The sequence below is a fragment of the Streptococcus parasanguinis genome (genome assembly GCF_001069785.1).
GTDB classification, from domain to species: Bacteria; Bacillota; Bacilli; order Lactobacillales; family Streptococcaceae; genus Streptococcus; species Streptococcus parasanguinis_T.
The window spans coordinates 1-26,159 of the sequence record NZ_JVSR01000079.1; the positions used below are offsets into that span (position 1 = coordinate 1).

Consider the following 26,159-nt stretch of genomic DNA (forward strand, 5'->3'; position numbering starts at 1 on the left):
GATTGCTGAAATCATCCACTGGATAATTTCACCTAACGTCCGTACTCACCCAAGGAAAGTTTTTAATATGACTTTGTCTTCAATCTGAAAAAGGCTCAAAACTGAGCCTCTTTTGAGTTAATGAAAACTTCCTTAGCTTAAAATGGTAATTTCCCTGCGAAAGCACCGAGTTTTTTCTTAGTTGCCGCATCAATTTCTTCAATGGCAGCATTGATGGCTTGCACCGTCATATCAGAAAGCGTTTCTGTATCTTCTGGGTCAACCACTGCAGCGTTGAAATCGATAGAAACGACCTTCTTATCGCCTGTCAGGGTTGCAACAACCAAGTCTTGAGCAGATTTCCCTACAAATTGAGTTGCGGCTAATTCTGCTTGGCTTTGCTCCATTTGCTTTTGCAATTTTTGAGCTTGCTTCATCATATTTTGCATATTCATCATAATGTTTTCTAGATTCCTTTCGTATCAAGGGTTTAGACCCTATTGCTTAATTTTCACTGCCCACTTCTGCCCATTTTTCTAAAAATCGTCAAATGCGTTAGCGACTTCTTTTTGTTGTGATGGGAACAAATGTGAGTAGATATTTATTGTTGTATTGATAGAACTATGTCCTAGCCGTTTCATCAGTGTGAAAAAGATATAATCCTTTCCTTCTCCTCTCCTCAATCCCTGATTTATCAAAAAAGCTACATGCGAATGCCTAAAATCATGATTTCGGATCAATTTGAAATCTTCTGGCAATCTTTTTTTGAATGCCGCTCTAAAGTTAGAGACATTCGGAGCAGTCATAGGTTCCCCTGAAAATTGGAAAATCTGCAAATCATCTGTTGAATCAGTTAGCTTAGATAGTCTCTGATTTTGTACTGACTTCCAAGTTTTCAACTCATCCACAAAAGCTTTATGGATGTAGATTTCTCTATTTGATTGAGTTGTCTTTACAGATCCAATATGTGTTTTTCCATTGCGATAATAGGCTGACTTACGGATTTTAATATATCCCTCGTCAAGAAAAACATCTCTCCAAGTTAAGGCAAGCGCCTCCCCCATACGAATTCCCGTAAACATGAGTACACGATACAGAAGTTTAAAAGGATATTCACTTTCTTCAAAATAAGATTCAAACTTCTTGAATTGTTCAGGAGTATAATAAGACATTTCTTTATGCTTTTCTGGAAGCTTCCGAATAGCATCACATGGATTATCTTGTCTAAATCCTTTCGAAATAGCAATATCAAACAACTTATGAACAAAAATCATTTGTTGGTTAACATGCGTTGCTGTAAGTGTGCCACCTTTTACACTAGGATGTTCAATTAACCAATCTCGATATTTTTTTACATCTTGAATGGTAACTGAAGACATATCAGCATTTTCAAAGAATCGCGATACATATTGAGTATAGTATGAGTTCTGAGTATCTATTGTACCTCTTTTATTTCCACGAAGCTCATCTTCTTCTTTTAACATTACATAAAGAGAAGAAATGGTGAGTTTTTTTGTATTCTGTATCTGATTTAACTTATGGATACGGTAATAAGCCTCATATTCCTCTGCTTCTTTTTTCGTTAAAAAATTAGATTTGCGGTGTCGTATACGTTTGCCAGTTAAGGAACTTTTACCATCACTAATATCAACTAGCCACAGTCCATCGTCCTGTTTAATTACCGCCATGCTATTTTTCTCCTTCAGTCATGACAGCGCTTTGAAGGTTCCCCTCAATTATATCATTTTTTAATTGTATTTGAAAACCAAGAATGGATTCAACTGTAATAATCGGTACACGTCCAATACGCTTGTTCTTATACCATTCAAATCCTTCTTGTACAAGCTGGCTTTTAGCCTTTCGTATTAATTTACTAGCTTGTGTTTCAGAATATCCAATCAATTCCATTAAATCATTTTTATCTACAACTTGAATCATCTATATCTATTCCTTTCTAATGTCCTATTACATAGGTAAATTGTTTGGCAGTTTCTGCATCAAAAGTACGGTAACTAATGATCCCTAATCCTTTAACATTACACTCTGAGACGAGAATTGAACCATCTGATTTGACCTGTTCCACAAATGAAACATGTCCGTATATTGGATCAGCTCCAGCTTGTCCAGGGCTAAATGATAGAGCAGAGTGTTCTATTGGTGTATGGGTTGTTGTGAAACCTGGCTTATTCATCCATTGTCCACCATTTCCCATAAATGGATCAAAGTTGACTCCGACTTGTTTTCCACGGTTGAAGACATACCAGGTACATTGTCCCCAAGGATAGGTACTAGTAATATATCCTGTGGTATCAATAGCTGTTGTCAAACTATAGCCTACTGGTATATCATTTGAAGTGACTCCTCCACCATCTCTAGTTTTTCCTGTAGTTTGTTCAGGAGCTTTTGGTGTTCCTCCATGTTCATCAATGAAGGCATCCAGTTTTTTCATGGTTTCTGCACGTCTTTTTCCCGATCCTGTAGTATCTGTAAAATAGACTCCACCATCAGTTGCTGGATTGAGTGTTCCATTCGCAAACTTTTTAGCCTTGTCATCTTGGATTTTGAAGGTTTGGTTCTTATTTCCAATGATGGTTTGTTGGGTTAGTCCAACAACCGCAACCTCATCGTTAAAGTTATTGGCATATTCTGGATTGGAGTCATAGGCCCCAAAACCAAACATATTGGCTCCAGGATTAGTAGCTACCCCAGCAGTTCCAAGGGAGCTTTCATTCAGTGCGATCGCAACGATTCCACGGACATCAAGATTAGATTTAGCTTCCCATTCGAGAAGCTTTTTCCCATTAATTCGGTTCTTATCATAGGAGATTCCTAACGTATCTAAAAAGCCGTCTAATTGCTCTGCTGTAATACCGAAGCGATGAACCAGTAGGTTGTGAGTATAGGGATCTCCATCTGACCAGTGATCCGCATAAGTCACTCCATTTTGGGATTGGGGTGAGCCATTCGTTCCACCACCTCCGACAGCCCCCATAAGGATAATAATAATGAGGATTGGTAGAAAGAGAGGAATAAGACCAGCTAATAGAAACCATTTTAGTTTTTTCATCGAATCTCCTTTCTAGTTAATGTCTTATATAAGCAGTGAACAGAACAGTCCCAAAACGCCATTTTGCATCTAAAACGACTGAATAGGACTTAGCCTGTAGGATGATTTGGTCTCTTTCTTGTTCTGAGACTGGAAACAAAAGAAGGAAATCGACTGAGCGTTTTCCTTCTTGGTAGGCTTGATAAAGAGTTTCTTCCAGAACTCTTGGAAAAGCAGTTCTCGAGCGTATCTTGGTATTCATATCATTCTCCTCTAAGTTGTTTTAAGCGTTCTGTTAATCGGTCTCTTCGTTCAATATTGGCTCTCAATTTATCATCTCGTGTCATGGTTTTCCTATAAGCACGAGTGAAGGCATTCGATCCTTTGGCTTTGTACATTGCTTGAGGATCTTTATATTCCTCTAATTTATGCTCAATGCTATTAATACGGAGTTGTTTAAATGGAGAAATCCATTCTTCTTTAAGAGTTTGAAATTCTTCATTTGAACTTGGTGCTGGCTCTACCGTGATTGGGGATTCCATTGAAGGAGTTGATGTTTTTTCTTCAACTGGTTTAATCCCTTCTAGCGTTGTCTTTGTTTTTGGAATGCTTGGTTCAGGAGCATCTGGAGTTACTGGAGTCTCAAGTGTTTCTGTTGGGAGCACTTCATCGGGTTGGTGCTCTGATTCCTTATTGGTAAAGAAAGAACCAACATTTTGGAAGTGACTCTTGGCATTCATCATCATTCCAGCTCCAAAACCAGCACCTGCTAGGGCAAAGTTTCCAAGGTGTTGAGCAGATGAAAGGCTTCTAGATGGTACTTGTGAAGCCACCTCTCTGGTCTTTGTGACTCCTTTTTCAACTTTGTTTCCAATATCATTCGCAACCATTCGTGCTTTAGATCCAAGAATGAATTGAATCAGTTCAGCTTTGTATTTCCATAGAAGGAAGTATACAAGTCCTTTTGATACAACTGAAATGAGTAGTTTAAAGACAAGGCCGAAGATGATCAAGGATGGAAGAGTTTTAAGGATACTATCAAAACCTGTAATGACGATATTTTCAATCATTTTTTCAATGTAGAAGACTAATAAAGTCAATAGACTCGTGATAGCTGGAAAAAGCAGCCCACCAAACATGACTTTCAAGACTCCAAAAATCAGATCTTGCATTCTTGGTACAAAAGACATCAATAGCACAATCGGAAAGAGCAGGATCATCATCAAGACGAGTGTTTGCGCGATGACGTTTAACATCTGAATCAAAATAACCGGTATCGCTAATACGAAGGCTTCACAGATTTTGAAGATGACATAAAACATGCGAGTAAAGATGAAGTCAGGCATAGCTGAAACCCAACGGTTCTTTTCACCATCATCATTGGCTCCATTGCCTAGTTCATCCAGATATTTATTACGATCTTTCGATTTAACCGCTTTAAAGTTTCCATTCTTATCGCCTGTTCCTAATACCTTACTATCGTCAAAAGTCTCTTGTTTCCCATCTTGGCTATTCTTATATTTCCCGTTTTCTTGACCTGTATTGACAAAAACATAGGCTTTATAAGAGGTTTCTGCAATATAGCTATCTGCCATGGAATCACCAATTTTAATGGATTTATTATTTCCATACTCCACCTTGATATTCGTGATATTTTTAGTGACATCTTGAGAGACATGGTTGATAGTATCAAGTAGATATAGACCACCTGATGTTCCAGCAATTGTTCCAAAATAACCAAAACCAAGGATGAGAACTAGAAAGACATGAAGGAGTGTTCTTGAAAAAGCTCCTTTCGAAAAGAAAAACTGATAAAAGAGATAAAACGCTAGAATCAGAAGCAACATTGAAACGAGTGATTGTTTTGCGACTCCACCAGAACTTGAACCGATGAATCCTTTCCAGATACTCATTGCTCCATTAAACACATAGTTTTTATAGCTAGAGTATAGATCAATTTTTTCAAGAATTCGAATCAGCAAAGAAAAGAAGCCCACCACTGCGTTTAGAATGAAAAAGAAGAAGTTGACGAAAAGCTCATTAATCAGAACCCAGGCACCGTTAAAGGAAGCGAATCCGGTCGGCTCCATATAGGACTTGAGAGAGAAGATATCGACTCCCCTTAATTTGTCAAAAGCTTCTTGCATAGATTCACCTCCTAACTAGCGTATTTATTTTCAAGGCTTGATGATACTGTGGCTTTCATTGGTTTTAGAAGCATATCAATATCTTCAAAGATGTTGTGTACGGAAATCATATTGAGATTGCCATACACGTCATAGTACAGGCATTGACCAGAGATCATATTGTCAATCCATTCGAGATTACTTTCAGTGACTTCTAGATTGACATGTTTTAGGATATCTTCTCGTTCAGACTTTTCATAAAAAGCAAAAATAGTCCCGAATCCAGTCGTATCATCGTCATTTTCTGCATCATGTACAGATTGAGTAATCAGTGCCAAGGTATTATTTTTGGAGCGTCCAATCCGACGCATATTTTTGATAACGGCTTTTCCTTCTGCGGACTTCATAAGAATCCATGCTTCATCAAAGAACTCAATGGTATCTTCATTTTCATTTCGTTCTCCAAAGTGGGTACAGAAGGCACCAAGCGCAAACATGAGGGCAATAGAGTTGCGTTCATGATCTGAAATTTTTGTGGAATCGTCTTTTGGTAATTTGAGATTATTAACCTCTAGGATGGTTACTCGTGATTCATAGTTAAGCCCTTGAGTAGTCCCATCTGAAAAGGCTAGTTCCAAGATAGAGTTTGTGACAATTGAGGTCAGATAACGACCAACCGAAGCAATTTCAGAGGAAGCGGAGTCTCTAAGCACTTTTAGGACATGTTTAAAGCCGACTCTCTCACCAGCGACCCGTTTTTCTACAATCGCATTAATAGCTTCTGTGATCGCTGTTTTCTGGTCCATCGTAACATCATCTACGGCTTGTAGTAGAAACTCAAGCATGTTTTTTGCGACCTCTACAGCCTGTTCTTTATCTAGAACGACAATAGGATCTAAGACTCCATGGTTTGATGGTAGTGAGCTATCCAGTGTCACAAAGTTAAAGTTCTCAATCTGTCTCTTTCGTTCAGGATAGAGGCGTGCGAATTCAGGTGAGTTGATCACTTCTTGATAGTGATTTCTAAGTTCACGTTTAGGGTCAATATAAAGTGTTTTGACATTCTGCAAAGCCACACTTAAAAAGATAATCTGGGCGAGAAAGGATTTTCCTTGTCCTGTTGCACCCGTAATGATGATATGCGGGTTCTTGGTAATCTTTCCAGCGATATCTTCCTTATTTCCCACTGTCGCATTGTAGAGGACGATGTTCTTTGAGGAATCAATGGCTTTTGCAATATTGTCCCAACGGCCTGTCCAGTTGTCTACTCGGCCGATATACCAACCGATACGATTTCCAGAAGAGGTATTGGTGAAGGGCATGAGTTCTGAAAAGCCACGAGCTGTGACCATATGTGTCCATGTGCGAGTTTTCTTTTGGAGGTTTTCTCCATAGAGTAGAGCTTGAAAGAGATAAGGTCCGTCTTGAGAGGCTTCACTAATTTCAACCCCCATATCATCAAAGTAGTTCAAAACCACTTGTCGTCTTTGACGGAGTTGGTTCACACTAGAAGCAGAGACAATCAGATAGGCTCCGTATTCGATGATATCCTCCTTGTTTCCAACTTTCTTCATTAAGTCTTTTAGGGAGATAGAACCCATGATGATCTCGTCTTGTTGGACAGTATCGGTATTTTCTGCCTCTTCCATAATGTTTCTGTAACGTGTATTCGAACGTCCCATTTGACCCTTGATTTTACCAGTATCAATGAATTCTGCTTTGATTCGTAGCTCAACGGGAAAGTTCAAACGTTGGATAAATTCTCCCAAGTGAAAACCATTGAATTGAACAGGAAATTTACCTACAGGAAGAATTGTCACAAAAGAAGATCCATAAGGGCTTTCTAGCTTGAGGAAGCCACCTTTTAGAACTTTGATCAAGGTATCCGTGATATTGAACTGAGCACGATTAGCTAGCACCTCTTTCTTGTAGTGAGGGATATAGCGGAGGTATTGCATCCGCTGGTAATAAAAGAGTTCTTCATTGGATAACCGTTTTGCCCGAAGGACGGAGAAGGCTTGAAAAATAGTGAATTCATCACTTTTATAGTCTTCATACCAAGTGGGACTTAATTCATATTCATAGCCCAGACCCTTGGCTATTTTTTCAGTGAACTCATTAAAGCTCTCATAGGCCAAGTCTTTAACGGTAGCTCCATGATTTTGTTTGCGTAAAGTCACTCCTACGACCCAATCAAACTGATAAGGAATCTCCATTTCATCTGTTAGACGATCCACCGTGTAAAGAAGCAGTTCTTCTCCTAATTCACGACTGTCATCTGCTAGAGCATCTGAGAAGTCCCGCATTTTCTCTTCTAAGAGATAGTCTTTAGGGATCAGAGATATTTCAAAGAACTTGTTTTTCTGGAGCTTCTTCATCATTTGAGCAACCGTAATTTTGTGTTTGCCCTTTTTTTCATCATCTGTAATCGTGATGGGAGTGTTTGGAATACGGTAATACGCAACGACTGTTTGATCTTTTTTGAGAGCTAGATTTTCATGTGTTTCCCTAATAGGATAAGTTAAAGTAATACTCATAGGTCCTCCTTTTCTATAGATTTGTTTTTTCAAAGACAATTTCTTCTACAGGCTCTATTCGATCTTCATGGTAGATAGCTTTTTTATTGATCTTGAAGTCCCAGAAATAAATCAGATAATCTCCAATAAAGACGTGCATCTTTTTACCGTGAGGCTCGTATTCAGTATAGAATTTGGCCAATTTGTAAGGGAGATACCAATAGAGCAAGAGAGAAATTGAGTGAGTGATTTTTGCGAGTGGCACAAAGATAAATCCTCCAAAGAGTAACATGACCACAAAGACGATGATAAAGACAATGAAAAAGGACAACTGCATGGGTGTCGCAAAGTACCATAGTCGAGTGCCCTTTTTTGTCTTGATTTCTTGGATCCAATAAGGAGCATTTAGGCCCTTACTGTAATCATAAAGTCTTTCTTCATTCATACTTAGAGTCCTGATTCAATACCGAAGAGTCGCAGGAACCAGCCGACTGCTTTTAGGATATCTTGTCCTTTCGCAATTGAAACAATAACAGCATAGAAACCAACGACAGAGAAGAGTTGAAGCCAAGAGCTGTTTCGCCACGCCTTAATCGCTAAGAGTACGGCAATGGCTGTTAGGATCCAAATACCATCGCCCTGGAGGAAGGTTCGTAGATTGTCTGTATTCATAGAGTTCTCCTATTCTTTATTATTTGCATAATTCAGTGGAATGGTGTGTTCTAGTTTAGTGACATAGTAGGTCTTTTCTTTTTCTGAGAGGGTAAAAGTGAAGTTTTCTGAGTGGGTGGTTCCTCCGACCTCAAAGGTTGCCTGGACATAAGCGATTAGATTTTTTCCATCTTTTTTTAGATAGGTATAATCAATCGTTTTGAAGGTGGTATTGGCTATAATATCCACATCCTTAGCAATCAGATTGAGGTTGTCTTGGTTAGTAGTATAGTTGGTGAAAAAGACCTTGAGGAACTTTTCAACCTTCTTACGCTGAGCATCTGAAAAATGGTCATTAGCAGTTAGTTGAAGCTGATCATCTTCACTAAAGTGTCCAGCTTGTGAGGATTCAATAGCAGAGAACCAAGGAAGACCAGAAATGTAGTATTTCCCATCTTTTTCATCAAATGGGATATTGAAACCTGTCACAATTTCTTTTTCTTCCGTGTTATTATCCCGTCTGATAGTTTCCTTGTATTTGATCTTATAGGTCGCGATTTTTCCTTCTACAGTCACTAACTGAGAATAGAGAAGCTCACTAGGATTTCGAACTTGACCTTGGGCTTTCACATCAGGAATGAAGTTATAAAAGCTATTTAGATAGTCCACTTGAGCTTGTTGTTTATCTCCTTCTTGTGGAAGGGTGAAATAAGCGTAGACATAGTCGTTCAAGTAGTACTGGAGTTTATAGTCGTATTTTCTACTAGATTCCATTGGTTGTGCCCTTTGTTTTTTAGTGGCCTCCACTTGAGCTTGTAGTGTTCCTACCTTATTTGAGAGTGTGATAGCACGAAGAGATCCCAAAAGACCAACAAAAAGGAGGAAAGCAATTCCTCCTATGACTGCGATATTGACGGTCTTTTTATTGGTGACTTTTAGTTTTGGTGGTCCTCCTTTTTTCTCCACCTTTTTAAAGTGTGAGAGATATTCTTTTGCTTGAAGCAAATAGCGTTTAGCTTTGTCCATAGATCCTCCTTTTAGAGACTAGCAAGTTCAATGAGCTTTGAGCCCTTTGCATAGAGTCGCTTATTGGCTTTTTCGATCTCGCCATTAATGTAATAGTAGCCTCGTAACTCAGTATGGAGTTGTTCGATCAAGTCAGGTTTTAGGTCTTTGGCTTCTTCTTTTTTAAGGAGACTATTTAATTCTCCAGCCTTGGTCCAAGCCTCTCTATGATCTTTCTTTTTAAGTAATTCTCCCAGTTCATTCGTGACTTGAGAGACTTTCTTTTCAAAAATAGTTTTAGTAGCCATTTCAATTTCCTTTCTAAATGTTTCTTGATTGTCTTTGATGGTCTTTTGGATATAAGTAATGAGTGAGGGGCGCATTTTTTTATTTACGCTCAACACTTGACCATCTAGCGTAAAACAGGCATGTTCATAGTCATAAAAACCTTTCGCATCCGGTAGCTTCTCGGTAGATCTTCCAGCACATTCATAGTAGAAGTCCTTGCCTTTTCGTAAGAGAATGTACATATGCCAGAATTCTTGTTCGGGCAAAAGGAAGAAGTCCGTCTGATAGATCTTCTTAAGCATCTTAAGAAGCCTCAAGCAGGTCATCGTAGCCTAAAGCTTGGTAGATAAAATCTGAATCGAACCAGAGCCAGTCATTGATTTGTCCTTCTGTTGGTGTATCACCAGAGAAGATATCTTCACAAATGACAGTTAGGGTATCTACTCCACCACGTTCTCGGACAGTGTTCAAGGTGATTAGTCCACCAGACCAAGCTTTAAAGTTTTCTAGTGAATTGATTTGAACTTTGTATTCCATATAGTTTTTCCTTTCTAGTGTTCATAGTGTTTATTGGCTTTGAGAAGTCGTAACATGGCTTTTCCTCGATCAGTGATCTCTCCGCTGTTCTGAATCATTTTCATGTATTCTGTTTGCAGGATTTTATCTGCTTCAGTGACTAGTGCAAGGGAGTTAGCAACTTGGTAGGTTAGCCAGCGAATCGTTCGCTCAATACTGTAAGGTTGTGGGTTGGTTGAGAGTTTCAAGGGTTCGACTCCTCCAAAGAGCTGTTGCCATTTTTCATCGGGTTTATAGGCTCCAAATCGAGTGAGACCATCATAGACTTGAATTTCTTTATTGACGATGCCTCGTGCAATTTCTCCGAGGTCTACACCGTTGATATATTCCTCCACAATACCTTGAGCTTTCTGATCTGAAAACCGCAATTCATAGCGATTCCAGATACCAAAAATCTCCAAGGATTCGTCCAAGGAGATGTTTTCCATTCGAGCTATTTCATAGCGCTTTTCATAAAAGTTAAAGTAGAGTTGGCTTTGACGGCTCCCAAAATAAATGGACAAGCCGTGATTAGCCTCCATGTCTTCATTATCTGTGAATGATCCTCCACCCGTGATATTCCATTTCTTGATCGTGTCTAGAACAATCTCTTTGGAATAGAGTTTATCAATCAATTTGGGAATTTGAATTTGTTCGTCCTCGTGACCATAACCCTTATAGAGTTCATCTAGAGCGATATCGAGTCGCTTCACCCGAACGTCTTCATAGGAATAAAGAATGTTTTGAAGAAAGATCTGCCAGGTGATCCCCTTGTCTTCTAGTAGCAATTCTAGCTCACGGCATCCTTGACCGGATAGTTGAAGACAAGTTTGGTAATCATTGGTCACAGACTTATCAAAGAAATCAAAAATCCAGATGTTTCCTCGTTGCCATAAGTGGGTATAGTTCATGAGACGGGTTTCTTGGTCTGTAAATTCACTTAGGTGACAATGAAGGAAGTTTTCACAGAAAGCATCTAGATCCTTTAATCTAGGAAAGGTCAATCGTAGATAGTCGATCTGAGCCCGAAGACTGTTTTTATCGCACTCTTGATAGTAACCGAGTCTTTCTTTAAGTTCTCTAAACTTATCAATCGTCAGTCCTCTTTCGCCTGTTTCATAAGAGCGGTAGGTTCTAGTCGGAAGATCAACTGCTTGTGCAAATGCTTTTTGACTAAGTCCTGTTTGTTTTCTGAAATTCTTAATATGAAAAGGACTAATTTTGTCCATTCATCGCAACACCTCTTTCTAACAAAGTGACACACTTTTTTGACGAAAGTGACACACTTCATAATAATTGAAAACCCAACTCCCATAAGGAATGAGGAGGGGTGGACTTGGCGTTTTTGCCAAATGTAACCCCCCTATTAGAAAACGGGGGTTCGTTGTCATCATGAGCCAGGAACGGCGGGCTTCGGTCTTCGCCTGACCTGCGGTCAGGCTTGCCCTTGCCCTTGTCCTAGCCCATGATGACTGACAATCGCTTCAATAGCTTTTGGATAGGACTTCCGTCCATCCTCCTCAAATCGAGTAATTGTTTCAAGAAGTAACTTTTCTTGGAAAGGTTCAATGAGAATGGCGGAGTCGGTCCGTTCAAATGAGATCCCGTATTCTTCCATATAAGGGATGATTTTTCGAAGAGTTTGCATTTTTAAATCGTGCTCATCCGCAAATTCCTTGAGTGGTCGCTTGTTTGGTTCGTTTTCTATAGACTCCTCTTCCTCTATAGGATCAACTGCTTCAACTGATGGTTTGTATTCTTCAAATACTGAGAACTCTCCTCCTTCAAACTCCATAATGGGAATTTTAGAGTAGGCATCATAGAAGGAAAATCCTTGATCAAGCGGTACATAAGGAGAGAAAAACTCACCGGCCAGCTCGCCGTTGTTTGCGATATAGCCCCGTCCTTTGACCTTGACTCCATTGATTTCATCCAGCTTTTTGAACTCTTTGGTTTTATTGGCATCTCCAAACATCATGTCATATCCTGTTGATTCTAAATGACCGACAGAGAGACGCTTCATAAAGTTATCCCGAAGAGCCGTTTTGATAAATTCTCCATCGGGCCGTTGCATAGCAAAGATGATAAAGACTCCAGCTTGACGACCTTCTAGAACTAACTGTGAGAGATATTCCATGAGTTCTGACTGTTGGCTATAGTCACGATCAATCTTTGCCATAAGAGCTGCCCACTCATCCACCAGAATGAATTTTGGCGAAGTAGACATCAATTCATAGCGTTTTTCCATGAACTCTACATTGTCTTTAAAACAGTTGATGATATCTTCCTTACTTGTGTAGACTCGGCCATGAAAGACTGGAATTTTCCTTAATCCAGCCAGGTCCGAATTCTTTGGATCACAGATATCGACAAAGCCAATTTTAGCTAGAGCGTAGATAATAGTCATGAGAACAACGGTTTTTCCTCCACCTGTTCCACCACCAATGAGAAGATGAGGTTCTTCGATATAATCCCAAGATACATCTTTCATGAGCTGGAGTTTGGATCCTTTGACCTTTACTTCATCTATGGTGATTCGGCTATCAATTCGGTTAATAGCAATTTCATATTTGATAAAGCGGTTATCAAAGGTTTTATTTCGAAAATCTCCATTAAACATGACTTCAAGCGTAGCTCCAAGGTTGAGGAAGCGATCTTGAAATTTATTACCTTCTAGAATGAAACTCACTTCAATCTTGTAGCGAGACTGTTTGATATACACTTGAGGTAAGGTGATTTTTTCAATGATCTTGTTTTCACGTCTGACCTTTTTAACTAGATAGAGGTTATTCTCTAGCAAAAAGCGAGAAAGAATTCGAAGGCTATTGAGCTTTTGAAAAAAGAGCATCTTCCTGTAGCAAACACGATTAATAAACCAAGAGAGAAGCAAAGAAAAGAGAAGCCCAGCTCCTAGAAAATATCCTTGAGGTAAGGGATGGACTTTTAATTCTTCTAGATGTAAGTAGCTGTAATAACTAATAGCCAACAAAAAAGGAAACCACCAGATAAACCATGTGATTCCCTTTAGTTTACGATGAAAAACTCGAACTCTTTTTCCCCGATAGGTAAAGAGTTTCATCCTGCATCACCCCCTAGTTTTCCTTCTTATTTTCTACCGGTTTGTTTTCTTTAGTTGGTGTGCCTCCAGTTTTTTTCTTGATTTTAGAAGCAAAGAGCTTATAGATATCATTACGATTGACGTGGGTATGCGTGATAACAATATCTTCTAGTTCAACCTCTTCTCGGTATTTAATACCTAGGTCTTCAATTTCAGAATCTGACATGTCTGCGATCGTGAAAAAGAGGGTTTCGTGCTGGACAGAAGAGTGAATCCCTACGACAATTCCACGGATCTCACCTGTATTGACTTGGACAAATGATCCATCAGGATTACGTTGTGAGCGATCCACTTCAAAGATGATATCAGGACCTTCAATGCCTCGGAAAGACAGTTTTCCAAGGACAGCTGGGACATCTAGTCCATCTGTAATGACACGATAAGTCTTGTCAGCAATTTGTAGTTTTTCTCCGTAGTTTAATCCAATTTTAGCCATGTAATTTTCTCCTTTAAATTCTTATTTTTTAAGTACCAATTTTTCCGCAAAGACATTGAGATAAGGTGCAACATTATTGCCATTTAGCGCAGTGTCTGGGAAAAAGATTGGGTTAACTGCTTCTACTAGAGCATCTTCTGGAAAGACCGTTGTAGAGGCTGGTGTAATGACATGAAAGGCACCGTGCTCTGCACTGTTTAGAATGTGACGTTGGTATTTTCCTTCTTTTCCAAAAATAAATTTAGGAGCATTTCCCAAACGTTCGTAGTAAGCAGGGCCAATAAATTCTGGTTTCATTTTAAGTGTTTCTGAGATCATAAGATTTTCCTTTCTGAGTGTAAAATAAAAAGAGTTAAGCCAGTTGCTTCACTCTTGAGTAATAGTGTGTAAAAAGTTTGCGTTTAAACATACGACTATAGAACTGAATATCCCCATGAGCATAGCCATTTCTACGAGCATCATCTGCGAGATGGTCTAAATCAATTTGAGCTTGAGCATAGAGTTTAGCCTGTAGTTTATCAGATTCGCTAAACATACCATACGTAAATTCATAGTTATCGTAGAGTCGTTTACATTGTAGTGCGAAAAAAGTTTGTCATATTTTTCTCCTTTATTGTAATAAGTAAAAAAGCTACTAAGTGAAAAAAGGAAAGAACTTAGTAGCTTGAGAGTAGGTCTATCAATAATGATAGACAGCAGTAAAGAAAAGTTATTTGGTTGGAAAGATCCCTCTTTCCACGGTGGCAACGTTTAGCAAGGTGCTTTGCGTCAATTACCATCGCTTTCCCAGCCAATCTCTTTAGGTAGTCTTGATCATACCCAAGGGATTCTCTTACGCCCTTTGGCGAAGCCAGTTCACTTTACTATTCGGAAAAGTGCGAAAGTCCGAAATGCGTGGAAGCCCACAAATAAATGTTTTCTATCTTCACTTCAACCATAAAACGGACTTGACTTTTAGTATCAAAACATTTACAATAAAGGTACGAAGTTTAGTGTAGTTTGATAGTCAGTCCTCTGGTTGTCAGACGCACTTTTTATTTAATTGTCAATGATCAAAACCTTCTAAAATAAGGTTATTATTTTTAGAAGAAATATACTCTTTCGAATATATTTATATTATATACTCGGTTGAGTATATTGTCAAGAGGTTATTGCAAAATATTTTAAAAATTTTTGAGGAATTAGAAATGGGATTTCCAGAACGATTAAAAGAACTACGTTTACAAAAAGGATTAACACAAAAAGAAATTGCGGAAGAATTTGGAATTAAACAACCTAATTATCAGCAATGGGAAAGTGGTAAAAGAAAACCATCATCTGAAACTTTAGAGAAGTTTGCGAATTTCTTTGGAGTTACGATGGATTATCTTGCCGGCAATGATGAAGAATTAGATAACGTAGAAGTTCTTTTTCGAATGAATTCAAAAGGTTTAACTGCGGAAGAAAAGAAAATTTTCAAAAAGGAGTTAATTGAATTTATGGAAGAGAGGAAAAAATTATTTAATGAAAAATAAAAAACTTACTATTAAACGTGGATTTAGTTATAATAACACGTTTTTAGCTTTGGATGAGAATACAAGAAAAAAAATCATACAAATAGAGGTTAGATTAGTTCGTTTAATAGAACAATTTAAGTTAAAGACTGAGAAAGTAAAGCTTAATAAAGAAGCCGAAAAAAATATATTTCAGGATGAAAAGATTCTCAGAAAATATAAGCAAATAATAGACAAACAAGAAATTACTCGTTTTTATGATAGCCAAAAAATATTATTAGAGTTTTTTTATGATAGAAAGAACGATAAATTATATCTAAATAATATTTATATTTTTGATAAAAAGTTATCAAAAAGTAACGATAATAAACTAATCAATTTACATTTTTTTGTTTTTTTACTACCTTTATTTATGATAGGATATAGATATTGTATATATAAGGACAATCTGTTTAATAGTGAAAGATTCGGACTAAAATTTTTTTATGGATTATGTATCTACATTTTCTTAGGGGCTCTATTCTTTTATTTTAAAAAAAAGTTACTTTTAGAAAATGAATATAAGCTAAAAAAAATTAGTTTTTTTGACAGTTTGAATATATATAAATATACTTCAAATTATAGAAGAAAAACAGCACTCATAGCTTTATTGTTTTTTTCTACTCAATTTATAATTGTGAATATTATACCTAGGGCAGAGTACTCATATATTGATAGTATAATTATTTTATTATTAACTCTTTTTATAGATTTGTACTATATTATTAATCTTTTTATTTCATTCTTTAGTGTCACCGGAGCAAATATTACATTTTTGGCACTTTGTTTGACTTTAACATTTTTTTTAGGGATAATCAAAAAGGACAATTGGGTGTTGGTCACTCTGTCTCTGGCTCTTATTTCTTTAATTATTTCAAAAGATATTTGGAGAATATCTGAGGATAAAGTAAATCCGTTAAATGGGGTACATGATACCAAAGATAATGAGGATATTGTTGATAGAAATATATATATATTAAAATTAATTATAGGATCATCTTCAATGATTCTATATTCCATTATCTCAATGTTTGGAGATAATACAATATTTCTAGATCTATTTAACAAAATTTCAATTCCTACAAATAGAGTTTGTAAAAATTCATTCACTGGTATTATTTTTATAGGTTTGGATAGAGTGTTTGTTATATTTATTAGTTATTTAGCTTTACAAATAATAAATGCTATATTTAAGAAAGTTAGAAAACATAGTTTAATCGATGTATTAAAAGGTAGGATGAATTCTGTTATAAATAAAATATCATCATTGGTATACAGAGGTATAAAATAAACAAATATAATCTAACGATTTTATATGCTAAAAGTAGATAAAGTGGACTTTAATCCACTTTTTTGAAAAAAGAAAACTAAACCAAAAAAGTTTAGTTCAGATATAAAGGAGGTAGTATTGCTTGGATCCGTTATATATAAAAGTAAGTAACAAGACAAAACAAGTACTATATAAGTTTATGCAGGATAAGTCCATATCCATATTAAACTATCATTTTAAATATTTCTTCCAACACTGCATAGATAAACATATAATCAAGGTAACCAGTCACCACTTCTCAAATCACAAGATTGAAGGATTAACCGTTATCGATGACTTAGGTATTAGTTTTTCTTATGAAAAGGATAATCCAATTGTAAAGCAGAATTTTACTCTGTGTCATGAACTAGGGCATTTCATACTTAAGCATGAAGGCACTTATTTTGCTGAATCTATTGATAATCAGGAGAACCTACTAGAGCGAGAAGCGAATATTTTCTCTGCTGTAGTATTAATGCCGGACATTGTTTTGTTGTCAAAGATTTATTATGGTTGCAACACCTTTCAACATATTCAAAATAGTCTGGATGTTTCAAAACAGGCACTGTTTTTTCGCCTCTTAGATCTTTTACGAGAATATTATCCTGGGAAAGAAGGCTTCATTAAGCAAGCTATTGAGGAATATATAGAAGGACAAAATGCTACACTCCTCCTTTTGTTTCACAGTATCAAAGAACAGATTATAAAGGAGTTTAACAACTACCAGACTTCTCTAATCAATAAGATAGAGCGATCTTTGAACAAAAGAGGCTTCGTAACCAGTCAAGAGTATCCAGAACTTCTAGATCAAAAGAATTGGAAAACAATAAAGACTTGCCGAAAAAATTTAAAAGTATGGCTCATTTATGATAGAGGAAAATCTATAGCTTATGTTTGGGATAAAAATAAGCTAACAGACAAAGAGGCAAAACAAAAAGCTGAATTGAAATTACTATTAATGTGAGGAAAACGATGTATCAACCAGAAAAACTAAAAGCTCGTAGAAAAGAGCTAAAAATGACTCAAAAAGATATTGCGGATCGTTTAGGTATTAGTTATCAAGCTTATTCAGCATGGGAGCGTGGAGTAAAACAACCATCTAGAGAAAAAGTAAAGCTTTTGGAGCAGATTCTAAATGCTCCAAAAGGCTATTTTACGGAGATAGAAATCGTCAGGATATACAATGCTTTATCAGATGAAGGAAAAGATCAAGCACTTAGTTATGTTAGAAGTCTAGTTCAAAAAGAACAATGTAAGAAAGTTATTTCGATATCAGAAAAACTATACGAATATCATGTTTATGAAAAAATGTCTGCTGGTATCGGTTCATCAGTTTATAACGATCAAAACTATGATACCGTCTATTTTAATGAAGAGCTAGCCCACGATTTCGCCTCATGGATTTCTGGCGACTCAATGGAGCCCAAATATCAAAATGGCTCTGTGGCTCTCATTCGTGAGACAGGATTTGATTATGATGGAGCAGTTTATGCCGTAATCTGCAATAGCCAGACTTATATTAAACGAGTTTATCGAGAGGAGCATGGCTTAAGGCTGGTTTCTATCAATCCAAACTATAAAGATATTTTTCTTTCTTATGATGAAGATCCTAGAATTGTAGGAATTATTGTTGGTAATTTTGTACCAATGAAACTCTAACAGTAGTTTTTTTACGTTGATTTTCTATTTCTGATGACTATGTAATAAAGAATATAGAAATCTTTTACTTTGTAACCCTATGCGCCAAATCCTTAAATATTTAGACAAATTACAAGTGTTACAAAAATATTTCAAAAACGCTTGACATTCTGTAACATTGTAATATAATAGCTAATATAAATTTAGGTGAGGTATCATAATTATGAAAAAATGGACAAGTTTAGCACTTTTAGGCTTGACTTCTGCAACTCTACTAGTAGCTTGTGGTTCTAAAAAAGAGGAGAACAGTTCTTCTGTAAAAGAAACACAGACTTCTATGAAATCTAGTCAGAATAAAACAAATCAGTCTTCTAAAAAGAAAAATACAAAAGCAACTGAATCTAGTTCAGAAGAAACAACACAATCAAGTAAAACAACCACAGCGTCTAATACAACAAGTGGTGACAAAGCTACAGATTCATCTCAAATGGTTCCTGCAGAGCTGGTAGGGACTTGGACAGGTACAACTGAAATTGCGAAAGATGTCCAAATGACAGTGGCTGCGGACGGAACGGTCACTACGACAGCAAACTTTTATCAAGCAGATGTGAACCCAATTCGTACAGCAACGACTAGAGCAAAAGCTGTTCAAGCTTCTGGTAATATCTATTACTGGGATACGGATGAACCAGGGGCTTTTGAGGCACTCCTTCCTGGTATTGCGGGACTTGGGGGAGCCAATGCCAAGGTAAAAGCCGGTTTTATTTTAGAAGAGGGCCATTATACACCAATTGTATTTGTAACAGGTCTCAATGAAGATTTTGATTACAGCAAATACAATGATTTCCGTGTCTCACTCACAAAATAAAGACATATTCAACGCTCTTAAAATTGACAACACCCCAAAAGTTAGATTTCCCTCTTTCTTTTGGGGTGTTTTCTTATAACCTAATATAAATAAGAAATCAAAACTTCATCGCTCTATTTCTACTTATTATATTGTTGAAGTGCTTTATTATATGCTTTACTGCCTTTTTGGTAATATTCATGTTCTATTCCAGATATATCGACTGTAATGGTGCCATCCTTAACTTTATATTTTACTGTTGAATCAGCTCTACCTTCTCCTGATAAAAGGAAGGTGTTACTTTCTTGATCAATTGTAAAACTATCAGCTTCTCCGTGTTTTATTGAACCTCTATTCCCTTTTATAGTAAATGCCAATTCATTTCTTTCACTTGATATCCAATAGTATTCGCCATCCAGAGATTGTTGCTTATTTTTAGTGCAAGCAATTAGCGTAATTATTGATAATGACAACAATAATATGCTAACAAATTTTCTCATATTTCTCGCCTCCTTTTATAATATTACTATACCAAAATAATGTTACAAAACTGTATCAATGTCTGTTATAATGGAAATTTTAAATAATGTCCATTATAACAGACATTAGTAAATTACAGAAAAAGATCTATATTTGCCTATAGTTTTACTAAATCTCTACGACTATAGATTAAAAATGTGTACACTTCTATTTTACAAGTTCAACTTAAGAAAATCCCAATTACAACCATTTAACAAGTAATATAAAAAGGCTCTATAATTTCTGTAGTGAGTAAAACTACCGTAGGAATTATGGAGTCTATTTTCTTGTAGAAAAAGCCACTTTTATTCGTCACATAATGATGAACTTGATGCGATTTTCCTTTACACTTTCACGATTTTTCTTTGATTTATTTTATAAACTTGAGTAACAATTTCTGAAGCATAATGATGTTCTACTAAAATGATAATAGCATCAGGTAAATAGCTTGAAATATTTTCAAGTATCATGCTTGAATCGTTTTTACTAATATGAGAAAACATTTCATCTAATAGTAAAACTTTAGGTTTTTTGTTCAGAGCTCGGGCAATTTTTAATTTTTGTAATTCTCCTGAACTAAATTCATTAACAATATTCTCCATGGCAAAATCAAATAAATTTTCAATTTTCTTTAATCTTGATGACAAATTAACAATTTCAAAGATATGCTTGATCTCTTCAGTTTCAGGTATATTTTCAATTAGTTTTCCTCCAACAAATCCAAGTTCATTAGAGACATAAACAATTTCATTACTTAGTTGTTCTATCGTTTTTTCCTTTATATCAATACCATTGAAAATAATATCACCCGAAAATTCATTTAGATTAATCATAGACTTTAGAAATAACGATTTTCCACTTCCGTTATCTCCTTTAACCTGTATGATATCTCCAGATTTTAATTCTAAATTAATTGATTCTACTATTTTTTGATCATCAACAAATAGATTCACATTTTTCATAATCAACGTATTAATTGTAGATTTTGTTGAAAAACTAGTATTAATATATCCATCGCCAGATAAAAACTCAGTAATTCGTGTATGATAAACCGAATTCAATTTTATAGTAGTTATTGTCGAGATAATAGCTGTTATAGGAGAAAATAACATCCCTATATAAGCATTAAAAGCAATTAAATCACCAACTGTCAAAATATTATTTTTAACTAAATTAATACCAATAAAGATGGGTAAAAACGTTGCTGATGTAATTATCAAATTAGATATAATAGACACAATATTAGAGTATATTTTAATACGTTTAAGAGTAGTTGCATTCTCATTTACAACTAGTTTAAATGATGTATATACCAATTGAAATAAATTATATATTTTTACCGTTAGATGGTTGTATAATATATTCACAGTAGTATGAATTAGATTATCTCGATTATTTTTTGCTATATAAGTAAGGTTTTTTAATTTATTACTAATAAAAATTGTCCAAAAAACATACACTGGTACAAAAACAAGACACACCACACCTAACCAGAAGTTAATCTGTAGAATAATAGTTACACATCCTATGATTTTTAATAGATTTGATAGAAGGGCATAAAATATGGTGAGTATATTTGAAACATATGTTTCTATATCATTCAAAATTATCTCTTGCGCTCTACTTTTATCATCATCAGATATGAATCTTTTGCTTAGAATAGATATTATAATTTTTTGTCTAATAAATTTTATTAAGTCTACTTCTATTTTAGCAGTTACTCTAGTCAAAAAGTTGCTTGATGTAAATTGAAGGAATAAAAATATCAAAAAAACAATAAAAACTAGCTCAGTTTTTTCATAGTTTCCTTTACCAATTACATCATCAATTAGAAATTTAGATATATATGGTAAGGGAATTGCTAAGAGCGACTCTAGAATTATCAATATAGATAATAAAATTAAAAGCATTTTTTTTGTTTTAAATAAGACTGTCTTCATATTACCACTCAAATTGCTTTAGATTAGCTTCTATTTCTTTTATCTTCTTTGGATCTAGTTGGTTTTTTTTAAAAATCTCACTATCTAAACTTGATAAATATCCAATATAGTAATCAATCAGTATTGTATACTCGTGGAAATTTAGTACCTTCATTTTAGATTTTATGAAAGAATTGACTTCTAAAAATCTTTCAGATTTTAAAAGATTTTCTAAATATATTTCTCCTTTAATTAAATTTCCCTCCTCATCCTCTACAATACCTAAATCAAGTTGACTAACTTTTAAATTCAAGATAGTTCCAATCATATTAGAAACACCTTTAAATTGGCGCATCAACCAGTCATCGTCATTCATAATATCACACCACCACTATAAGTTTTTGCTAATTGAGATAGACTCTCAACCTCAAACATTTTATTACTTTTCCAATAGTCCAATTCATTTGCATAGCCTTTACCATTACTATACAGTTTTTGGTATTTTTTAAAATTATATTCTTGATCGTGGCTGAATTCCAGAGTTCCTGATTCAATTTTTTTAATTACAAGTGCAGATTGAACATCTAAAATATTTTTTATAGCTTCCTTTGTATAAGTATTCGTGATAAAACTTTCTTTGCAAACAATTGATAGTCCCATAGTTCCCATGATATCGTTTAAATAGTTTAACGTATCTTCTGCTCCACTATTACTAGAAATTGAAAATAACGCTCCATACTTACCACACAATCTAAAAAGATGTGTCCAGTGAGCAATCCTGTCTATAAATGTCTTAATAGACCCTGAGACAGTATTTGCATAAACCGGCGAAGCTATAACAATCAAATCTGACGATAACATTTCTTTTTCTAAAAAAACCATATCATCACTTGACTGAGTTTTCCCGGTTATAAAAGGCTGTATAGACCCATCGCAAAATTCAATATGATAATTCAATAAATTTGCATAAAACACAGTCACATCTTCATTACCATGTTTTATTAATCCTTTTATGAACTCTTCAACAACAAAATTTGTTGTTGAAAAATCATGTCCAATCGCTCCAGTACAAACGAATACTTTCATTTCCCTCTCCTTTGCTACTATACTTCCATCAAATGTATTAATGGTCCACCACCTTTACGAATTAATTCCATTGCATAAATACTACCAGACATTCCCAACATAAAGGATTCCAGATAATGACTTGAGCCCCTTGTCCATTTAATCAAGAAGGGATCTGAGATAGAGTTCGATACAACATCCATACAATAATCTCTCACGTTTTTATTGAACAAATTACAAATTCTATTTAATATCAAAATATTTCCAACGTTACCATGACATAATGAAATACTATTTAAACTTAATAAGTTCTTCACATCGTCAATAGTTAATCGGCCAAGTTCCAATTTACAGTTTTCTGAAAAGGCGAAATTTTCTTCAGCAATTCTATAGAGAAATAAATAGTAACCCATCATACCTCTACACCATGAATTACTTTCCTTTAGTAAATCAATATTAGCTTTTACTGATTTAAGAATCTCTTCTATTCTGTTTAAAATATGCACTGAAGGATGTATTTTGTATAATGATAACAATGAAATGCCTTCTCCTATTATTCCATGAGAATAAGAAAGATCATTTGTTTCTAAAAACGACTCTTTTACTATCTCATATAGAGTATCCATGAGTTCTGAATCTACCAAGTCACTTTCCTTTTGATAGATATTAGATAGGAGAGTTAGTAAACCAACTTCACCATTAATAAAATCATTAAATTTATCTACTTTTATTTGCTCATATTTTTTCTTAATTAGAGACTGTAGTTCCATTAAAGTATTAAGATATTCTTGACTTCTTGTCTTATTATAGAATTGATATGTAAGATAAACCAATCCTCCCAAACCTGTAAAAACTCCTATATTTATCTCATTTTGCGGATTTCTTAAATATGATAAAGCTTTTTCTTTTATTGTGTCATACAATTTTTTTGCAGTTTCTTGAGACTTACTATTATCTAAATTAATCAGAGTAAGCACTATTCCTCCAGAATTATATAAGCCAGATTCTATACCTTCAATAAACATTTTCTCTTCACCATTTAATGAATTGACTTGAAGTGTATAAAGCTCTAATCTATCTGGTGCATATTCAACACTTACATCAGAAATATAATCAATGAACTCATTCGTGATTTCCTCAATTTTTCTCTCTCTTTTTCCACTCTCATTAATTGGATGAAAAAAATCAGTTAGGGGATAATAGGCTGCAAGAGATAACTCAATATACCTAATTTGTTTTTCAAGGTCTGGATAATCTAGCAAGTCCAATCTCTCAAACAAAGCACTTTGATAGTCTTTTGAGTAATAATCTTCGATAATAATGTCGTTATTATTATAAAGATTCTTTGAGTTAGAATACATATAGAAACAAGGTACATCATCATTCTTTAATTGCCCTATCTCATCCTGTACCCTAAAATATCCTAAATTACCTGGCTTGAAGTTTTCTAGTAAAACATTAAATAAATTATCTCTAGCATCAGATGAAGTCAAGTATTTATAAGAATTAGACACTTCCAAAAATTTACTATAAACAACCGTTGGTCGCAATACTTGTCGAATTTTTATAACTTGCTTAAAGCCATCATTCAATATAGACCTAATTATATCTTTATTTTTAAGAATAATATCAAGACCTGTTGTAAAACCCGCTTTTATTTCTTTTTCGACTTGTTCCGGTAAAACCTTCTTTCCATTGTAGGATAGTTTTTCAATCAAATGAGTTGCTCTGATTTCTCTTTGAACAAATTTCCATTCATTTACTTCAGAGATTTCTAACTCATTGATTATGGTTGTTTTTGAATTTTTTGTATCTGGAAATAAACCACTTGCATTAAATAACATTATATCTTTATTAGAAGGTATAGGTAAGAGATAGCTGTTTAAAACACTTGTTTGCGGTAAATCAAATTTAAATATAGGAAAACCTTCTGAAGCCTCTCCCAATCCAAGAACTTCTAAGTCAATAAATACTGGTGATTGATTTTTCACATGGATATTCTCGTAATGTAAATCACAAGTGCCAAATAATAAAAATACAGACAAATAGATACCAGACAGATAATAAAATTCTGAAACTGATTCCCAACTGTTTAATGGACTATCTTCAATAAATTCCTGCCATGAATGATCATCAAAGCTAATACTCCATGGAATATAAAATTTTAAACTACTATCTACTTCCTTTAGGAAATTTATCACAGAGTGTAGCATATTATCTGTGGCTAAAGAACGAGGTTTGTAGACTACTTTCTCACCATTTAATAACTCGACAATTCGGACTGAAGCACCATTATGAGTGTCTCCTTCTGTATCAGAAATTGAACTAATAGTAAAATCTTCAATTTCAGTTACTTCACTTATTGCCTGTTTATCTTTTTCTAAATTAGTTATAATTTCGATAGAATAACTAAAAAAATTATTTATTTTTATATTAATTTTATCTTTTAGAATAGGATACTTCTCAAGGAAAGAAGATATACCACTATATTCACTTAACTTTGATAAAAAATCTTCCGTTCTATCAACATAGTTGTCACCATGTAAGATATGATTTTTCTTGTAAAATTGGTATTCTTCAGCTAAAGCATTTGAAATTAAATAAAAAATACTATCGTCTAGCTGTTTTTTTAAACGAGAATACAACTCTACCGTTCCAACTTTATTACATATTTCAATAAGTTTTGATTCGTGATAATCCAAGTCAAAAATACTGTAAATTGCTTCCAATAATGAACTCTTATCAACTATCTCATATTCTCTCATAATAACCCCTATCTATGCTTTAATATAAAAAATGGAGAGTAGCACTACTTTAATTAAATTATAATTTACTTAGAAACAACGCTTTTTGAAAGTTACAGTAATTATGGTAACAGGAGCACATAGGTGCGCTGTTAAAATAAGTGTAAGAGGAATTGTTGTAATAGTAGCTTGTGGTTCAACATCCCCAATTCTTTGATTACTATTACCAATTCTTGATAGCTCAGCTAAATTTGCTGTATCAACTTGATATCCATTCATAATTTGCCTCCAATCTTGCTACTCTCCACTTTGTATACTAGATACAATTTTATTATACGCCTTATCAAATGAAGGCGCAATCATTGCTAATTTTTAAAAAATTTAGTATATCTCCTTATAATTCCGATGTTATTCTCGGTTTCAACCAAAAACGATTTCCATAACAAGTTTTTTTATTATACCTTTCATTCAAGCTTTATTTATCACCAGTTTTAGATGGCTTTAACAGCGAAATTATCTCCTACAATCTTTCTACTTCGCCGAACTTAGTACAAATGAAAGCTATGCTAGAACAAGCCTTTACAGCGAACCATTATGAAAATACAATTCTCCATAGTGACCAAGGATGGCAATACCAACACGATTTCTATCATCATTTTTTAAAGAATAAGGGAATCCAACCATCTATGTCACGTCAGGGAAATAGCCCAGATAACGGTATGATGGAATCTTTCTTTGGCATTCTTAAGTCTGAAATGTTTTATGGTTATGAGAATACGTTTCAGTCACTTGAGCACTTGGAACAAGCCATTGTCGACTATATTGATTACTACAACAACAAACGAATTAAGGTAAAACTAAAAGGA

28 protein-coding genes and 1 pseudogene are annotated in these 26,159 nt (G+C 34.8%); 6 read left to right on the forward strand and 23 right to left on the reverse strand.

Translation table 11 applies throughout. From position 1 onward, the window contains the following. Window positions 1-137: 137 nt before the first annotated feature. The 17 genes from ADG03_RS06850 to ADG03_RS06930 all read right to left on the reverse strand — a co-directional run bounded on the left by ADG03_RS06850 (window position 138) and on the right by ADG03_RS06930 (window position 14,255). Window positions 138-437 carry a YbaB/EbfC family nucleoid-associated protein gene (locus ADG03_RS06850; RefSeq protein ID WP_003005613.1) on the reverse strand — a complete coding sequence of 100 codons (300 nt, stop codon included), beginning with the start codon at window positions 435-437 and terminating at the stop codon, window positions 138-140. A 78-nt stretch (window positions 438-515) separates the two neighbouring features. Next, window positions 516-1,667, reverse strand: coding sequence for a site-specific integrase (locus ADG03_RS06855; protein ID WP_049472369.1), 1,152 nt, complete (start codon window positions 1,665-1,667; stop codon window positions 516-518). Between the two features lies 1 nt (window position 1,668). Beyond that, entirely contained in the window at window positions 1,669-1,917 is a 249-nt protein-coding gene (locus ADG03_RS06860; RefSeq protein WP_003005186.1) for a DUF3173 family protein, read from the reverse strand. A gap of 16 nt (window positions 1,918-1,933) precedes the next feature. Next, a complete protein-coding gene (locus tag ADG03_RS06865; RefSeq protein ID WP_049472371.1) occupies window positions 1,934-3,046 on the reverse strand; it encodes a CHAP domain-containing protein in 1,113 nt (370 codons plus the stop codon). Between the two features lie 16 nt (window positions 3,047-3,062). Continuing rightward, window positions 3,063-3,287: a hypothetical protein gene (locus tag ADG03_RS06870; RefSeq protein WP_009731701.1), complete on the reverse strand. Its 225-nt coding sequence runs from the start codon at window positions 3,285-3,287 to the stop codon at window positions 3,063-3,065. A gap of 1 nt (window position 3,288) precedes the next feature. Continuing rightward, entirely contained in the window at window positions 3,289-5,172 is a 1,884-nt protein-coding gene (locus ADG03_RS06875) for an MFS transporter (protein WP_049472373.1), read from the reverse strand. A gap of 11 nt (window positions 5,173-5,183) precedes the next feature. After that, window positions 5,184-7,688 carry an ATP-binding protein gene (locus tag ADG03_RS06880; RefSeq protein ID WP_049472374.1) on the reverse strand — a complete coding sequence of 835 codons (2,505 nt, stop codon included), beginning with the start codon at window positions 7,686-7,688 and terminating at the stop codon, window positions 5,184-5,186. Window positions 7,689-7,701: 13 nt separating this feature from the next. Beyond that, window positions 7,702-8,112 carry a conjugal transfer protein gene (locus ADG03_RS06885; protein WP_049472376.1) on the reverse strand — a complete coding sequence of 137 codons (411 nt, stop codon included), beginning with the start codon at window positions 8,110-8,112 and terminating at the stop codon, window positions 7,702-7,704. A 2-nt stretch (window positions 8,113-8,114) separates the two neighbouring features. Beyond that, window positions 8,115-8,339 (reverse strand): TcpD family membrane protein, encoded by a 225-nt coding sequence (locus ADG03_RS06890; RefSeq protein ID WP_003005585.1) that lies wholly within the window; start codon window positions 8,337-8,339, stop codon window positions 8,115-8,117. A gap of 9 nt (window positions 8,340-8,348) precedes the next feature. Next, complete coding sequence (locus tag ADG03_RS06895; RefSeq protein WP_049472377.1) at window positions 8,349-9,344, reverse strand: conjugal transfer protein; 996 nt, start codon at window positions 9,342-9,344, stop codon at window positions 8,349-8,351. A gap of 11 nt (window positions 9,345-9,355) precedes the next feature. Next, entirely contained in the window at window positions 9,356-9,913 is a 558-nt protein-coding gene (locus tag ADG03_RS06900) for a hypothetical protein (protein WP_049472379.1), read from the reverse strand. Between the two features lies 1 nt (window position 9,914). Next, window positions 9,915-10,148: a hypothetical protein gene (locus ADG03_RS06905; RefSeq protein ID WP_049472381.1), complete on the reverse strand. Its 234-nt coding sequence runs from the start codon at window positions 10,146-10,148 to the stop codon at window positions 9,915-9,917. Between the two features lie 14 nt (window positions 10,149-10,162). Further along, window positions 10,163-11,395 (reverse strand): replication initiation factor domain-containing protein, encoded by a 1,233-nt coding sequence (locus ADG03_RS06910; protein WP_049472382.1) that lies wholly within the window; start codon window positions 11,393-11,395, stop codon window positions 10,163-10,165. A 206-nt stretch (window positions 11,396-11,601) separates the two neighbouring features. Continuing rightward, complete coding sequence (locus tag ADG03_RS06915; RefSeq protein ID WP_049472383.1) at window positions 11,602-13,245, reverse strand: FtsK/SpoIIIE domain-containing protein; 1,644 nt, start codon at window positions 13,243-13,245, stop codon at window positions 11,602-11,604. Between the two features lie 13 nt (window positions 13,246-13,258). Further along, window positions 13,259-13,720: a hypothetical protein gene (locus tag ADG03_RS06920; protein WP_049472385.1), complete on the reverse strand. Its 462-nt coding sequence runs from the start codon at window positions 13,718-13,720 to the stop codon at window positions 13,259-13,261. A 21-nt stretch (window positions 13,721-13,741) separates the two neighbouring features. Continuing rightward, on the reverse strand, window positions 13,742-14,038 hold the full coding sequence (locus tag ADG03_RS06925; RefSeq protein WP_049472387.1) for a hypothetical protein: 297 nt from the start codon (window positions 14,036-14,038) through the stop codon (window positions 13,742-13,744). Window positions 14,039-14,072: 34 nt separating this feature from the next. Next, entirely contained in the window at window positions 14,073-14,255 is a 183-nt protein-coding gene (locus tag ADG03_RS06930) for a hypothetical protein (protein ID WP_000490640.1), read from the reverse strand. A 652-nt stretch (window positions 14,256-14,907) separates the two neighbouring features. Here ADG03_RS06930 and ADG03_RS06935 point away from each other — a divergent pair. From ADG03_RS06935 to ADG03_RS06955, 5 genes are all read left to right on the forward strand, one after another. Further along, window positions 14,908-15,234 carry a helix-turn-helix domain-containing protein gene (locus ADG03_RS06935; RefSeq protein ID WP_049472405.1) on the forward strand — a complete coding sequence of 109 codons (327 nt, stop codon included), beginning with the start codon at window positions 14,908-14,910 and terminating at the stop codon, window positions 15,232-15,234. Continuing rightward, window positions 15,224-16,543: a hypothetical protein gene (locus tag ADG03_RS06940; RefSeq protein ID WP_049472389.1), complete on the forward strand. Its 1,320-nt coding sequence runs from the start codon at window positions 15,224-15,226 to the stop codon at window positions 16,541-16,543. Before ADG03_RS06935 ends, ADG03_RS06940 begins: the two co-directional genes overlap by 11 nt. Window positions 16,544-16,664: 121 nt before the next feature. Next, complete coding sequence (locus tag ADG03_RS06945) at window positions 16,665-17,525, forward strand: ImmA/IrrE family metallo-endopeptidase (protein ID WP_049472390.1); 861 nt, start codon at window positions 16,665-16,667, stop codon at window positions 17,523-17,525. Between the two features lie 8 nt (window positions 17,526-17,533). After that, window positions 17,534-18,220, forward strand: a complete 687-nt coding sequence (locus ADG03_RS06950; protein WP_049472392.1) for an XRE family transcriptional regulator — start codon at window positions 17,534-17,536, stop codon at window positions 18,218-18,220. Between the two features lie 202 nt (window positions 18,221-18,422). Further along, window positions 18,423-19,067: a hypothetical protein gene (locus ADG03_RS06955; RefSeq protein ID WP_049472393.1), complete on the forward strand. Its 645-nt coding sequence runs from the start codon at window positions 18,423-18,425 to the stop codon at window positions 19,065-19,067. A 119-nt stretch (window positions 19,068-19,186) separates the two neighbouring features. On the opposite strand, the gene ADG03_RS06960 is transcribed toward ADG03_RS06955, so the two are convergent. The 6 genes from ADG03_RS06960 to ADG03_RS06985 form a co-directional block, all read right to left on the reverse strand. After that, entirely contained in the window at window positions 19,187-19,546 is a 360-nt protein-coding gene (locus ADG03_RS06960; protein WP_042766363.1) for a hypothetical protein, read from the reverse strand. 363 nt (window positions 19,547-19,909) lie between these two features. Further along, window positions 19,910-21,505 (reverse strand): ABC transporter transmembrane domain-containing protein, encoded by a 1,596-nt coding sequence (locus tag ADG03_RS06965; RefSeq protein WP_049472396.1) that lies wholly within the window; start codon window positions 21,503-21,505, stop codon window positions 19,910-19,912. 1 nt (window position 21,506) lies between these two features. Further along, a complete protein-coding gene (locus tag ADG03_RS06970; RefSeq protein ID WP_049472397.1) occupies window positions 21,507-21,860 on the reverse strand; it encodes a hypothetical protein in 354 nt (117 codons plus the stop codon). After that, window positions 21,857-22,570: a flavodoxin family protein gene (locus ADG03_RS06975; RefSeq protein WP_049472399.1), complete on the reverse strand. Its 714-nt coding sequence runs from the start codon at window positions 22,568-22,570 to the stop codon at window positions 21,857-21,859. The genes ADG03_RS06970 and ADG03_RS06975 overlap by 4 nt, the downstream gene beginning before the upstream one ends. Window positions 22,571-22,587: 17 nt before the next feature. Next, window positions 22,588-25,314 carry a type 2 lanthipeptide synthetase LanM gene (gene lanM / locus ADG03_RS06980; RefSeq protein ID WP_049472401.1) on the reverse strand — a complete coding sequence of 909 codons (2,727 nt, stop codon included), beginning with the start codon at window positions 25,312-25,314 and terminating at the stop codon, window positions 22,588-22,590. A 69-nt stretch (window positions 25,315-25,383) separates the two neighbouring features. Further along, a complete protein-coding gene (locus tag ADG03_RS06985) occupies window positions 25,384-25,572 on the reverse strand; it encodes a hypothetical protein (RefSeq protein ID WP_049472403.1) in 189 nt (62 codons plus the stop codon). Window positions 25,573-25,763: 191 nt separating this feature from the next. Here ADG03_RS06985 and ADG03_RS06990 point away from each other — a divergent pair. Beyond that, a pseudogene (locus tag ADG03_RS06990) lies at window positions 25,764-26,159 on the forward strand (IS3 family transposase); the annotation flags it as partial.